Genomic DNA, 14,005 nt, shown 5'->3' on the forward strand with positions numbered 1-14,005 from the left:
CTCGATTTTTTGTTTGGTCACTTAAAATTATAGAGGCATGAGCGCTTTTTTTGTATCTAAAATGATTAAAAACATAAAAGGCGGGATAGCATTTCATGCCATCCCACCACAAAAGATGAAGAACCAATATAGAAAAGAAAGTGATGAATAATGTCTATTGTAAAAATTCAAGGAGTGAAAAGATTAGATAATGCAATAAATAATGAAGTTGACACAAAATTATGTCATCTTGGTAAAATAAGTGTCAAATAAGGAGCCATTTTTCTTTCTTTTTTGTAGATAGACATTGTTAAACCAACAAAAATTAGCAATCCATTTTATATGCTAATTGGATTGCTAAAAGGTTTGTTATTTTATGTTTTGTACTATTAAACTTAACCCGTTAGATAATGGCACGCTACCCTCTTATATTCATTCAGTATGAAGTAACAATTGATCTAAATCCATTATTTTAATTTTCTTTTTCGGTAACCGTTTGATCAATCCAAGTTCTTCTAGATTAGTAAATTTACGGCTGATTGTTTCTGGTGTGGTACCAAGATACGAGGCTAAATCCTTTTTGGACATTGGTAAGATAATCGTTGGACTATTGCCACTTCCCTTTTCAACATTCTCAGCTAAAAAGGATATAATGCGGGTTTCTACATTTTCAATCGCTACTTGTGTGGTTTGTTTTTCAGAATCCTTCAAACGCATCGTTACTTCTGACAGTATTTTTAATGAGATCTGCGGATATTTCACCAAATACTCTTGTAAATCCTCTCGTTTAATTAAACAAATGGATGTATTTTGTAGTGCTTCCGCATAGTTCTCATGAATACTTCCAGGTTGGAAAATAGCGACTTCACCTGTAAAATCACCGGGATTTAAAATGCGAACAAGTTGTTCTTTTCCAGAATCCGATAAGCGATAAATCCGAGCCTTACCCGAATTGATAATATATAAGGTATCATCTTCCTCATCTGCACGGAATAACATTTCCCCTTTTTGTAGATGAAGTGTCTTGGCAGATTCCGCAATCAAATCCATTTGTGAGTCTTTCAAATGGTTAAAAATAGGAACAATACGAATACATTCTGCATGTCCATGTTGGTGATGACAACATTGGTTTTGTTCCAAAATAACCTCTCCTTTTTATAAAAAGCCTAAGAGGGCATCTTAGGCTTCCTTTCTATTCACTCGATTAAGCAGGTTTTACCTTTGATTTGACAACAGGATATCCTAAGTCTTCAATTGCCTTTTCGATATCGTTAATAGCGACTGCTTCTGAATCAAAATCTACTTTTACTTTACTTGCATTGAACATTACTTTCAAGCTATCTTGATTCACACCGTTTATTCCTTTCACCGCATTTTCAATCTTTTGCATACAAGATGGGCAAGATAAGGTTTCTAATTGAATCGTTGCTTTTTGCATAAATCATTTCCCCCTTCATTTTTTAACGACCGTAAACCAATCTATTCTTTTGTTTTTGAGTTACTTTAAGCCTGATATGCTTTATCTACTTCTGATAACATCTCGAATGTGCCTGCATACGTTTCACATACATCTCCAGGAATGGTGTAGTTGTCTGTGATTTTTCGTAATTGAGCAAATTCAGCATCTAAGTCAGGTTTGTTCGTACCTGCGTCTTTTACTTTTCCACTAATTGTTTCAAACAATTCACGTACTTCAAAGGCTTCTGGGTGATTCTTACCATGGGCCCGTGTAATTGCAGTGGTGTATAAATCCAGTTTTTCAAAATGGTTTGTTATTACTTCGTTAAATGTTTGTTCAGACATTATTATTTCCCTCTTTCTATATATAATTTTTGTTATGTGTGTTTGTCTTAGGCAGATTTTACTTTTGATTTAACAACGGGATATCCTAAGTCTTCAATTGCCTTTTTGATATCGTTAACGGTGATCGTTTCTGAATCAAAATCTACTTTTACTTTACTGGCATTGAATAATACTTTTAAGCTATCTTGATTAATCCCATTTAATCCTTTCACCGCATTTTCAATCTTTTGCATACAAGATGGACAAGATAATGTTTCTAATTGAATAACTGCTTTTTGCATGAATTATTTCTCCTTTCATCTTATCTTTGACTTTTTTGTTTTCCCTCTTCTTCTTTACAATTTAAGTATAGCTGAGGTTCAACGAAATGAAATTGACGCAAATCAAGTTTCAAGAAAAAGTAGGGGAGTATTTTGTTCTTCCTACCTGAATACTTCCCCTTTATCATTCGTCAAGACCGCTTTCTATTAAATTTATCCTCTCAAACGGTATCGAAGCAATCTCATACCATTCAAGATGACTACTAAGATACTTGCTTCGTGAACCAACATCCCGATTGACATATTCATCCATTCACTAAATAGTAGGCTAGCAAGTAAGATTAATACCACACCAACTGCTATGGCGATGTTCTGTTTCATGTTTCTTGAAGTTGATTTTGTTAAGCCTAATGCGTGTGGTAAACGACTAAAGTCAGAATTCATTAAAACAACATCTGATGTTTCAATTGCAACATCTGTTCCACTTCCCATGGCGATTCCGATATCTGCTAAGGCTAATGAAGGACTATCATTCACTCCGTCACCGACAAAGGCAATGATCCCGCCTTCTGCTTGCATTTTTTCGATATAAGCAGATTTTCCTTCTGGAAGCATATGACCGTGTGCTTCTGTTAACCCAAGTTCTCGAGCAACTAAATCTACGGTTCCTTGGTTGTCCCCAGAAAGAACGACAAGGTTTTTGACCCCTAGTTTTTTCAGTTTTTGAAGATCTTTTTTAACACCTGGACGGATTTGATCCCGAATACCCATCAGAACGTTTAATTCTCCGTCGACCGCAGTTAACACAAGAGAATTCCCATTTTTCTCAAAGCGTTCGACGTCTTTTTTAGCTTTTTCGCTTAATTTCACATTTTCCTTTTCCATTAATGCTACGTTACCAACGGCTATACGATGAACACCTATTTTTGCTACAATTCCGCCACCTTTAACGACTTCGGTTTCTTCAACAGTAGAGAAAGTTGTCTCGCCAATATCCTGTAGGACAGCTTTCGCTAGTGGGTGGTCCGATTCACGCTCCACACTTGCTAAATATCCTAGAACCTCTTCAGTATTTTTTCCGTAAAATTCTTTTTCGGCAACTTCAGGGTTTCCTACTGTCAATGTTCCTGTTTTATCAAAAACGATAGTATCTACTCTGCTAAAGTCATTGATAACTTCACTACCTTTTAAGAGGACACCATTACGTGCACCGTTTCCGATACCGGCAACGTTGGATACAGGAACCCCGATAACTAATGCACCTGGACATCCTAAAACAAGAATCGTGATAGCTAGTTCAATATCTTTTGAGAAAAACCAAACAATAAAACCAAGGACTAACACAGCTGGTGTATAATATTTAGAGAATCGGTCAATGAAACGTTCTGCTTCTGATTTGGAATCCTGTGCCTCTTCCACTAATTCGATAATTCTACCAAATGTTGTATCTTCTCCAACGCGATCAGCTCGAATTTGGATCGTTCCATTTTCTAAGATAGATCCTGCAAATACTTCAGAATCAACCTTTTTACTTACAGGTAAAGATTCTCCAGTAATACTTGCTTCATTAATGTGACCTTCACCAGTTAACACTGTTCCATCTACCGGAACTTTTGCACCCGTTTTAACTAATAAAATATCACCTTCGTCTACATCATTGACATCTACTTCTTCAAATTCTCCGTTTTCCATTTGCTTTAAAGCACTTTCTGGTGCCAGCTCTGTTAATTCTTTAATGGCAGAACGTGTTTTGTTCAAGGTACGTTGCTCCAAGTATGAACCAAATAAGAATAAGAAAGTAACGATGGCTGATTCCTCATAATTTTGAATCAATACTGCCCCAATAACTGCAATGGTAACTAAAACATCAATACTGACAACTTTTACTTTTAATGCCTGATAGGCTTGGATTGCAATCGGCGCCACACCAAGAATGGATGCAATGATGAGCGACCAATTGAAAATGGCCATGTTGTCTAAGGAAAATCGTCCGAAGAATGCAAGTGCAATCAAAATTGCACTGACCAGTGTAATGGAATTCTTTTTACTTAATATATATCTTTGCATGTTGATTCCCTCCAATTTCATTTGTATTCCTTGTTGATGACTCTAGTATAGGATGTTTCTATAAAATAAAAATTGATTAGTATCAAGTTCTATTGTAAAAGTGAAAAATTATAAAAGAACAGCAAAACAAATCTAACTGTTTTACTGAATAACTCTTATATATTATCGAACATACAATAAAGATGTCTTGGTTTTGAGTGTCCTGTTTTTTAGGGAACGGTAGGATTGGCTTAATATCAATGATGCTAGACTGAATAACGGACACAGTAAATTGATAATAAATTAAGCTATAATGAAAGTAATCAATTTACAGGAGTGTTCGTTATGTCTAAAAGAAAATATGATCATAGCTTTAAAATGGAAGCAATTCAGTTAGTAGAATCTGGTAGAAAAGCAACAGAAGTTTCAAGAGATTTAGACATCCCTATTCAAACATTAACCAAATGGCTAAGTGTTTATCGTAAAGAAGGTGAAAAAGGATTTGTTGGTAGTGGTAGACGTACCCCTAAGAAACAGTCTGAAGTTGATCTACAAAAAAGATTAAAAGAGCTAGAAGAAGAAAATAAGATATTAAAAAAGGCTCTATGCACATCTTTGCCAAAGACCAGAAGTAATATACAGGTTTATTGAAGAACACCGACATGAATTTCGTGTTATAAAGATGTGTGAAGTGTTAGGTGTTTCAAAAAGTGGCTATTATGGTTGGAAGAATCGTAAACCAAGTAAACGTACAATTAGACATGATGTATTGAAAAAACATATTTATCAAATTTATATTCAAAGTCAAAAACGTTATGGTAGTCCTAAAATTACACAAGTACTAAGAAGCAAAGGATGTACGGTCACACAAAGAACAGTCAGTAAGATAATGAATGAATTAGGTATTAAATCAATAACAAAAAAGAAATATAAGGCTACAACAAATTCCAAACATCAACTTCCTGTATATCCCAATATATTAAACCAATCATTTAAAGTATCCGGATTAGGAAGTGTTTGGGTCGCAGATATAACGTACATATACACGAGAGAAGGTTGGCTATACTTAGCAACAGTCATGGATTTATTTTCACGAAGAATTATTGGATGGTCAATGTCTTCAAGAATGACTAAAGATCTTGTGTTATCAGCCTTTAGAAAAGCATGTACAATACAAGAACCAAGAAAAGGACTGATTCATCATTCAGACCGTGGAAGTCAATATGCTTCTATAGAATATCAGAGAATATCAGACATTACTTAAAGAAAAAGGAATTCAAACAAGCATGAGTAGAAAAGGAAACTGTTATGACAATGCGTGTATAGAATCATTTCATAGTATTATCAAAAAAGAATTAATTCACCATTGTGACTACAAAACAAGGGATGAAGCAATGTTCAGTGTTATGGAATACATTCTTACTTTTTACAACTCAAAAAGAATTCATTCGACACTAAATTATATGAGTCCAATTGAATTTGAGAAAAAATATGCATAAAAACATCCTCGCGATTCATATACTTTTGGTCCTTTAAAAGAATATGAATCGCGAGGCAAGCAAGCGAAGCGCGGTAGAATTCTCTTTTTACTGTGTCCGTATTCTTGACATAGATCCACTCTGCCTGATATTAAATAGTGATATAATCAGTGATTTTATGAGATTAACTAGCTATTATATTGGTGGAGGATATATTAGTTATCAAAAGAAATACCTCAGCAGAGTCAAATTGCCAAACTTATCAAAAACAGATATTAATCTTCTTTTATCGGTCAGCGATGACAAAACAAAAATAAACAGATTAGTCCAACAATTGTATTTTGATTAATATTTTATTCTACACTGATATAATGTCTTCGAATATTTTAAAATAAGCGATTAAAAATTTGAATCAACAAGGAAGAAATTCATTATAAATCTTGAATTTCTTCCTTGTTTAATTTTATAAGAAACCGCATCATTTATGATATGCTTCTGCTTATCGGTAGATGATGCGGTTTTTAGTTAAATTTGGGTGTGATAATCAGAGAGTTATCATAAGTGATGCGAAGTTTAATTAAAATTAAAAGGAAGCCAGAAATGGCTTCCTTTATTTTATGTCTCATTTAATTTCCTTAGTATGCAGTCCCTCCGTCGTCTACTGCAAGACCTGTCCATTAACGAAACTCGATTCGTCTGAGCCTAGGAAAACTGATTCTTCTGCTGCTCTCAGGCTGTTTTCCGAACCGTCTGCAGCGAGCAATATTGATTTATACAAGGTGTATTCCTCTTTACAGTAGATAAATATACTATTATTTCGCTCTTAATAGTCTTAATCCGTTTAGGATAACGAGTATCGTTGATCCTTCGTGGAAGAGCACTGCTGTTGGTAGATTTAGGAGTCCGAATATATTTAATAATACAAGTATAACAATCACACTAATAGAGAAGATAATATTTGCTAAAATAATGCGATTGAGTCGATTACTTAACATGAAACTATAGAATAGTTTTTGTAAGTTGTTTTTAACGATTACGACGTCTGATGATTCCATCGCAACGGATGATCCGCTTCCCATTGCAATACCGATATCAGCGTTTGCCAGTGCGGGTGCGTCGTTGATTCCATCTCCAATCATCCCGACAATCTTACTCTTCTTCTGACTTTCATTTACAAAGCGTACTTTGTCCTCAGGGAGACATGATGCGGTGTAGTCTGTGATGCCCACTTCTCCAGCAACTTTTTCTGCAACAGTTTCATTATCTCCTGTTAAGAGTACGACTTCAATGTCAGAGTTCTGGAAGTTTTCAACGGCATGTACTGCTTCATCACGGACTTGGTCTGCCAGCGAGAAGTATCCAGTAATTTGTCCACTCTCTCCGACAAAGATATTCGTATTTCCAGCAATGATTTGATCTCTGTAGTTCGATGGGTCTGTGTAGTCTTTAAATGCATCGGGTTTACCGACGATGATATCGCCTTTCTTCATTCCGCTGCCGACGATTTCTTCTACCGGTTCACTGTCATCGACACTATCTAAATCTAAAGTTTTAAACTTCTTCACAATCGCTTCTGCGATCGGGTGACTCGAGTGTTGTTCAATCGTTACCACTTCTTTTAATGTATCTTCATCCGCTGCGTATTCTTCAACGACGAAGTCACCGTATGTGAGTGTTCCTGTCTTATCACTATATAGAATGTCCATCGTGCTCAGTGCCTCCATCGCGGCACCGCCTTTAAACAGAATACCGTTTTTCGCACCGTTACTAATCGCACTCAGTGTCGCTGGTGTTGCCGATGCAACGAGCGCACACGGGCTTGCTACTGTCAGCATGACCATTCCACGGTAGAATGATTCTTCAAATCCTAAATTATTAAAGAAGTAAAGGATAGCGATAAACACCGGTACCCCGATTAAAACAGAGATTACATATTTCGATTCAATTCGATCGATGGTTTTCGATAGTTTCGATGGTCTTTGCTGTGCTTCTTCAACCATACGCACGATATTCGAGAAGATCGTATCATCACTCGTTTTCGTTACAGTTAATCTAAACGAGTTGCCATCGTTTACCGTACCGGCAAAAACTTCTTCATCCTTTTCTTTTACAACCGGAACAGATTCCCCTGTCAGCGCTGCTTCGTTAACCGATACTTGACGGTCTGCCTGTCCATCGATTGGGATTTGTTCCCCTTTAGCAACAAGGACGATATCGCCTTGGATCAGTTCTTCTGTAGGAATTTCCGTAATTTCTCCATCAGCCCCGATTCTACTTGCTGTTGAAGGAAGGTGGGACATCAGTTCAGAAATGGCTTTTGTGGATTTACTAGTCGCGTAGTTCTCAAGCACTTCAGCACCCGCAAAGATTAGAAGTAACAGTGCACCCTCTGACTCATAATTGATGATGACCGCACCAATAGCAGCAAGAATCATCAGTAAGTCAACGTTTGGTGAACGTTCTCTAATCGTCTCGATGACCGCATTCTTGGATGCATAGAAACCGAGAAAGAAAATTGCGATGTAAAACGCAATGGAACTGTAGATACCCTCTACCGGCATCAATGCAAATCCGAGGATTATAAAGATAATCCCTGCAACGAGAAACTGCCCCTGCCTGTTTGTAAATAAGTAGTTGAACAAGATAAAAATCCTTCCGTTTTGATTTTTTTAAGGCTGTCTGAAAAATAAAAATCTTCTTACATATTATATCATATATAGCGTTTTATTCAATGAATATACCCCGTATATGTATATAGATTTACAAAGAAAAATTCTGCTGCATTTTGTCTGTAGCAGAGTTAATATTTTAATAATCTATCACTGGTTCAAGCTTACCGTCGTTCATTTGGAACACGCGGTCACAGTATTCAAGCATACGTTCATCGTGTGTCACCATGATTGCTGCTTTATTGTGTTTTTTCACACCGTTAGAAATCAGTTGAACGATTTCAGGTTTCTTAGAGTTTTCATTGATATATGTCCAGTGTGCTTCTTTAGGAACCCAGAATATATTCTCTGCTAAGTATTCATCTTTATCTTCTTCATCAGCATATTCATCATTCAATAATTCTTCATATTTTTCCTCAAACGAATCAGATACATATTTCAAGAATATAATACCTAACGCTACATTTTTATACTCAGCAGCATCCATGCTTCCTCTCAATTTATCTGCTGCTTGCCATAATTTTTCTTCAAAACCTATAGTTGCCATTAATAACACCTCTTAAATATTTTTAATTTAAATATATCAAAATTTAAATAATTATATGCCTGTATTTTTAAATATAATAACATTAACCTAAGTGTTATTTTTTTTTGTTTAAAGTAATATATATTTCTTGGAACTTAGACGTTGTTTTTTGAAAATTGGGTTCATCTAGTTCTTTTAATTTTCTAATAATCAAAAGATTTAATGAATATTTATTAATATGATATTTAGAGTCTTTTTTCATAATATTTTTCTTCTTAATTACATTTTCGAAAGACTTGAAATTCTGGTAACTTTCCAAATCTTCTTTTAAGGTATCTGAAATTTCATCTTCAATTAGCAATTCAGAGATACACTCAATAATAAATTCTTTCTCAAATAAATCTTCAAGTTGTATTGAGTATTCATCTTCGATTTTTTCATCCAAATTTGACTCTTTGATAGATTTATTATTATTTAAAATTATCCTATTATTATAATCACTATTAAAATTATTTTGAATTTTTTTTGCCATTTCCAATCCTTTTTTATCATAGTCTAGAACTCCTAGTGGTGGATTAGGAAATACCTCTTTATACACAGTAATAAAATCTGAAATTTTATCAGCTCCTTCTGTTTCAATGAATGTTAAGCTCTTTTTAGGAAATAACCTGTGGTAGATGTATTGATGAACAATTTTATCGGTTTTACCTTCTACCATCACTACAGTCGAATTAATGTTTATTCTTAAAGTATCTAATAAATTTATACCCATGATTTGATTTATTTCCAATAGTTTGACTTTATCTTTTTTATTGTAATCGATATATGTTCCTTGTAAAACATCTCTTTCGATTAGAAGAATATTATTTATATCAGTTTCATTTATAAAAGCTGTCGAGTGGGTACTGATAATTATTTGTGATATTTTCCATTGATTTTATCTCCTTAATATTCATTTGGTAATAACATAATGTAATAAGAAAGGTCTACGTCATCTTCTTTTATAATGTAGACCTTATTGATATCGATAGACTGTTTGACATTTGCCTTATGCGTTTTTACGTACGCTGGTCGTTCTTGTTGGTGTTTGATATATAATTGGTTATTGTGCATGTTGAACTGGAAGATATGAAAGTAATCTATTGCTTCTAGTTCCTTGGACTGTCCGTTTTCACGTTCAGAGACGAGTTGCCATAATTGTTTTTGTAAGGAGATAGGTAAGCTATTGGCAATCCCCCGTGTTATATATTTATTCATAAGCGTTTTCCTTTCGTTCTGATTCTTTCATCCATGTAATGATTTCGCTTAGGATAGTTATGACTAATTGTGTTAGTTTGATATATTTATGCATTTTATTGTCCTCCTGTTAGTAAGTATCGTTCATCCAAAAGGGGCATGATGGTGTTGTGTAGGTATAAGAAATCCATATCGTGATTTTCGTCGATATAGCCTATGGCTATGAGCTGTTTCTGATAGTAGAGAATGAAAGGATAGAGATTGCTTTCGTGAAGTGTGTCAGAGTAGTAGGTATAGGTTTGAAGTATTTTATTACTAAGTGGACCAAGCCTTACATATTGGTCAGGTAGGATATTATCAGCGACTTCCTCGATGGATTCACATTCCCATTTTTCTTCCTTTGGCAGATTGAATAAGTTGGTTATATAATGCTTGAGTTGTTGTTCTAATGTCATGGTTATGACCTCCTAATGTATTTGGTTGATGTAGTCATGTGATACATCATTTTGATAATATAAGTTTGAAATAACGTTTGTTTCGCCTAGAAATCCCACTGTAAAACAGAAAATATCCCAATCGAAAGTCATGACAATTGTTGATATGACAAGGAAATCCCGTTATCCCGCTCATTTCTCGGGAAATATAGCTATATATTTATATATCATTTGGATTAGTAGGTGTAATGACAACTTACTTCTTTCTTTTATATTATTTATTTATAAATAATAATGGGATTTTGGGATTACGCTTGCGTAATCCTTCTTATACATGAAGTTATCCAATACCGTTACTATCCCACTTGTATTTTGTTTTGGGATGTTCTTTCGTCATATCAATATAAGCTTCACATTGAGTTATGACTGCTTAGGTTGCTGAAGATGTTTATTAGATAGGTGTTATTGAATGACGAAAGGACAATACATAGATATTAGATTTGAAAGTAGAGTGTTTGAGGCAAAAATAAAGACGAAGTGCTGAGGAGCACTTCGTCTAGATTATTATTATTGAAAAGTTGTTTAATAATTTCATTATTAAGTTTTAGTGTAACGTAGAATTGCTTTTTATGATTCTCATCTTTACGAATGTCAATACGGTCAATAACCGTTAGGTACAAAGCTTTGAGCTGTGATTTATCCATGGATTCTATATTTTGAAAGATTCGTTGTAATAGGACAGCGATTTGTTTCGTATCGTAAGATGGTTTCTCTTGATTTTGTTGGTGCTTGAGTTGATTCATTTGATTTGTAATGTCATTGAGTTGTGTTTCATATTGATGAATGGTTGGTTTGAGTGCAGATGTTAAGTCTGGATTATCTTCGATGGTTTGAATTAGATTTTTTAGTTTAGTGTTTATTTCATCAAATTGTTGTTGCTTATATGCGATATCATGGTTAAGTGCATCCATACCAATTTGACTATCTTGATTAACACGTTCGACAACTTGTGTGAGAACTTTATCGCTTTTGACAATTTCAATTATTTGATCCATAACGTATTTCTCAATGACATCGGCTCTAACGCTATTCGCAGAACATACTTTTGAGCCTTTGTTTCGGAAGTTACTACAAGAATAATAACGTATTCGCTTCTTAGTACCATCTTTCAATGTGTTCGTTGTGTTACTAGCTGCCATTGGTGCACCACATTGTGGGCAGTGAATAATACCTGTTAATAGATTGGTTCCTTTCCCATGAACTTGAGGTTTTTGACTGACCTGTTTTTTGCGTGATTGGACTTTATCCCATAATTCTTGACTAATAATAGGAGGGTGTTTACCATCAGCTATAATAGGTTTATCATTCAGTCCTTTACGACGCTTTTCATTCCAATCTTTGTACTTCGCAAATTGAATTTTACCAATGTAGAATGGATTGACTAAGATATAGGTTATTGAATTGATGCTAAAAGGATTACCTTTTTTAGTAATATATCCTTTGTGATTGAGGGCATTGGTAATTTTACGATAACCATGTCCTTTGGCATAAGATTCGAATATATATTTCACGATATTCGCTTCATGTTGATTAATCATCAGTTCGTGTTTATTATCAGGTATTTTGTCATATCCTAGAGGCAAATTCCCTTGATAGTAGCCTTCTTGTGCACGTCTAGTTTGGCCCATGAATACGTTCTCGACAATGTTATTGCGTTCAAATTCAGAGAAGCTTGCGAGTATTTGTAGCATCAGTTTACCACTGCTTGTATTAACTTCCATACGTTCAGATAAGCTGAAGAATTCGACATTTTGACGATGAAGGTCTTCAACAATTTTGAGTAAGTCAGAAGTGTTACGTGCTAGTCGGTTTGTTTTGTAGACCATAACAGAATCGATCTTACCTTCGTTCGCATCTTTTAACAAACGTTGTAGTTCTGGTCGGTTCATAGATTTTCCAGAAATACCTCTATCCGCGTATACATCTACAACAACAAAGTTATTGAAATCACAATATTCTCGAATTTGATTGATTTGTCCATCGATACTATATCCTTCAGTACTTTGCATTTCTGTTGATACCCGGACATAGATACCGACACGTTTTTGTTTGAGTTGCTGCATGATTTTTTCATCCTTTCTGATTAAGCAATCGATGATTGCGTAGTTTGATTGACAATGTTTAGAGGTTCATTTTTGAAATAGATCCCCGCAAGGGTTTTGTTTTTAGAAATATTAATTTCATCAATATAGGGGTACAACATGTTTAGCGTGAGACGTTGTTGAATGACATTTTGGAAAGCTTTTCGAATTTGATGCGTATGGATTGATGATATAGGTTTGGATTGTTGACATAATGATTGCGTTTGTTCTCTGAATGTTTCTGCATCAATTTTACATTGGGCTAATTTTTCTATCAGTTGTTCTTGCGTAAGTGTAGTTTTAGCTTCTATGTCTTTTTGTTTTTTGAGTCGTTGTTGAATTGTATGGTTGATTTTTGAATACAACTGTTGATTTTGAAAGAAGTCTTGACATGTAGCTAAGACACTCGCTTCTAATGATTGTGCGTTGATTCCTTTGAATTCACAGACAAAACGAGATGCATTCATATTTTGTGGACAGACATAATAACGTAATGTACGGCGCTTTTTTCTAATGGTTATATTAGTCAACGTTGAACCACAATAAGGACATTTGATTTTTTGTTTGAGTTGATTAGCTGATGATGTCCGTTTGAGTTGCTTTTGTGATCGTATCGCTTGAGCTTGTTCATATATACTTGTCGAAACAATAGAAGGACACATGTTTTCATATTGTCCGTATTGATTGATAACACGGCCACAGTAATTAGGGTTAAGGATAATATTACGCACTTGATAGGGCTTACGATTAATGAATTTATCATCAGCTTCTAAGTATTGCGCAATTTTTTTATAACCATAACCTTGAAGGTAATAATTGAACACAGCTTTTATTGTTGGTGCTTTTACTGTGTCTATTGTGAAAGTACCATTATGATAGTGATACCCAAAGGGTGCATGTGTTGTAATCATTTTACCTTGTTTCGCTTTTTCTTTGATTCCATTTTTTACTTGTTCGCCTATATTATCAGATTCTAGTTCGGCCAAGCTGATGAAAATATTGAGTTTGAGCCGATCGAATGCTTTATCCATATCAAAATAGCCATCATGAACGCTTAAGATATGGACATGGTATTTTTGACATAATTTCATGAGTTTTAATGCATTTTTTAGATTACGATGAAGTCGATTCAGACGATAGCAACATAATACGTCACATTGTCCCTGTTGAATCAGTTCAGTAATTTGTTGATAACCATTCCGCTTATCAGTACGTCCTGATTGTTTATCGCTATAAAAGGTAATGTGTTGAATATTATGTTTTTCGGCTAATGTCTTGATGGTTTGTTTTTGTGCTGCTAAGGATTGTTGCTTTGTAGTGCTCTGTCGTAAGTAACCAATTGCTTGTTTCATCGTGTTTCCTCCTTTCGAAGTGATAATATATATTTATGAACGAATTTATAGATGAGCCCAACACCTGCCTGGTGTTGGGCG

At 34.7% G+C, this 14,005-nt stretch carries 11 protein-coding genes and 2 pseudogenes; 1 reads left to right on the top strand and 12 read right to left on the bottom strand.

The genetic code is table 11. The annotated features are described in order from the left end of the window. Positions 1-411 precede the first annotated feature (411 nt). From FYJ81_RS10240 to FYJ81_RS10260, 5 genes are all read right to left on the bottom strand, one after another. A complete protein-coding gene (locus FYJ81_RS10240) occupies positions 412-1,119 on the bottom strand; it encodes a Crp/Fnr family transcriptional regulator (RefSeq protein WP_031797728.1) in 708 nt (235 codons plus the stop codon). 64 nt (positions 1,120-1,183) lie between these two features. Then, positions 1,184-1,417, bottom strand: a complete 234-nt coding sequence (locus FYJ81_RS10245; protein WP_031797729.1) for a heavy-metal-associated domain-containing protein — start codon at positions 1,415-1,417, stop codon at positions 1,184-1,186. 65 nt (positions 1,418-1,482) lie between these two features. Next, entirely contained in the window at positions 1,483-1,782 is a 300-nt protein-coding gene (locus FYJ81_RS10250; protein ID WP_026907429.1) for a hypothetical protein, read from the bottom strand. 47 nt (positions 1,783-1,829) lie between these two features. Further along, positions 1,830-2,063, bottom strand: coding sequence for a heavy-metal-associated domain-containing protein (locus FYJ81_RS10255; protein ID WP_031797730.1), 234 nt, complete (start codon positions 2,061-2,063; stop codon positions 1,830-1,832). A 192-nt stretch (positions 2,064-2,255) separates the two neighbouring features. Next, complete coding sequence (locus FYJ81_RS10260) at positions 2,256-4,109, bottom strand: heavy metal translocating P-type ATPase (protein ID WP_031797731.1); 1,854 nt, start codon at positions 4,107-4,109, stop codon at positions 2,256-2,258. A 324-nt stretch (positions 4,110-4,433) separates the two neighbouring features. On the opposite strand from FYJ81_RS10260, the pseudogene FYJ81_RS13335 reads away from it, so the two are divergent. Continuing rightward, positions 4,434-5,587: pseudogene (locus FYJ81_RS13335) on the top strand (IS3 family transposase). A gap of 791 nt (positions 5,588-6,378) precedes the next feature. Here FYJ81_RS13335 and FYJ81_RS10280 read toward each other — a convergent pair. The 7 genes and pseudogenes from FYJ81_RS10280 to ccrA form a co-directional block, all read right to left on the bottom strand. Beyond that, positions 6,379-8,127: a heavy metal translocating P-type ATPase gene (locus FYJ81_RS10280; protein WP_078099302.1), complete on the bottom strand. Its 1,749-nt coding sequence runs from the start codon at positions 8,125-8,127 to the stop codon at positions 6,379-6,381. Positions 8,128-8,500: 373 nt separating this feature from the next. Then, a pseudogene (locus FYJ81_RS10285) lies at positions 8,501-8,782 on the bottom strand (type I restriction-modification system subunit M N-terminal domain-containing protein); the annotation flags it as partial. A 94-nt stretch (positions 8,783-8,876) separates the two neighbouring features. Further along, positions 8,877-9,551, bottom strand: a complete 675-nt coding sequence (locus FYJ81_RS10290; RefSeq protein WP_154409626.1) for a TOPRIM nucleotidyl transferase/hydrolase domain-containing protein — start codon at positions 9,549-9,551, stop codon at positions 8,877-8,879. 155 nt (positions 9,552-9,706) lie between these two features. Beyond that, complete coding sequence (locus FYJ81_RS10295) at positions 9,707-10,018, bottom strand: DUF960 family protein (protein ID WP_107398351.1); 312 nt, start codon at positions 10,016-10,018, stop codon at positions 9,707-9,709. A gap of 95 nt (positions 10,019-10,113) precedes the next feature. Beyond that, entirely contained in the window at positions 10,114-10,452 is a 339-nt protein-coding gene (locus FYJ81_RS10300) for an SAUGI family uracil-DNA glycosylase inhibitor (RefSeq protein ID WP_103388705.1), read from the bottom strand. A gap of 473 nt (positions 10,453-10,925) precedes the next feature. Further along, a complete protein-coding gene (gene ccrB, locus FYJ81_RS10305) occupies positions 10,926-12,554 on the bottom strand; it encodes a cassette chromosome recombinase CcrB (protein ID WP_107523549.1) in 1,629 nt (542 codons plus the stop codon). Positions 12,555-12,574: 20 nt separating this feature from the next. After that, positions 12,575-13,924 (bottom strand): cassette chromosome recombinase CcrA, encoded by a 1,350-nt coding sequence (ccrA, locus tag FYJ81_RS10310; protein WP_154409627.1) that lies wholly within the window; start codon positions 13,922-13,924, stop codon positions 12,575-12,577. Between the last annotated feature and the right edge of the window lie 81 nt (positions 13,925-14,005).

The organism is Staphylococcus sp. McC-251-APC-3A2 (assembly GCF_009695665.1).
Taxonomy (GTDB): Bacteria; Bacillota; Bacilli; order Staphylococcales; family Staphylococcaceae; genus Staphylococcus; species Staphylococcus cohnii.

Excerpts from the sequence above, each read along its gene's own strand:
- FYJ81_RS10300 (WP_103388705.1), bottom strand. The coding sequence starts at position 10,452 with ATGACATTAGAACAACAACTCAAGCATTATATAACCAACTTATTCAAT.
- FYJ81_RS10295 (WP_107398351.1), bottom strand. The coding sequence starts at position 10,018 with ATGAATAAATATATAACACGGGGGATTGCCAATAGCTTACCTATCTCC.
- ccrB (WP_107523549.1), bottom strand. The coding sequence starts at position 12,554 with ATGCAGCAACTCAAACAAAAACGTGTCGGTATCTATGTCCGGGTATCA.
- FYJ81_RS10250 (WP_026907429.1), bottom strand. The coding sequence starts at position 1,782 with ATGTCTGAACAAACATTTAACGAAGTAATAACAAACCATTTTGAAAAA.
- FYJ81_RS10280 (WP_078099302.1), bottom strand. The coding sequence starts at position 8,127 with ATGCCGGTAGAGGGTATCTACAGTTCCATTGCGTTTTACATCGCAATT.
- ccrA (WP_154409627.1), bottom strand. The coding sequence starts at position 13,924 with ATGAAACAAGCAATTGGTTACTTACGACAGAGCACTACAAAGCAACAA.
- FYJ81_RS10255 (WP_031797730.1), bottom strand. The coding sequence starts at position 2,063 with ATGCAAAAAGCAGTTATTCAATTAGAAACATTATCTTGTCCATCTTGT.
- FYJ81_RS10260 (WP_031797731.1), bottom strand. The coding sequence starts at position 4,109 with ATGCAAAGATATATATTAAGTAAAAAGAATTCCATTACACTGGTCAGT.
- FYJ81_RS10245 (WP_031797729.1), bottom strand. The coding sequence starts at position 1,417 with ATGCAAAAAGCAACGATTCAATTAGAAACCTTATCTTGCCCATCTTGT.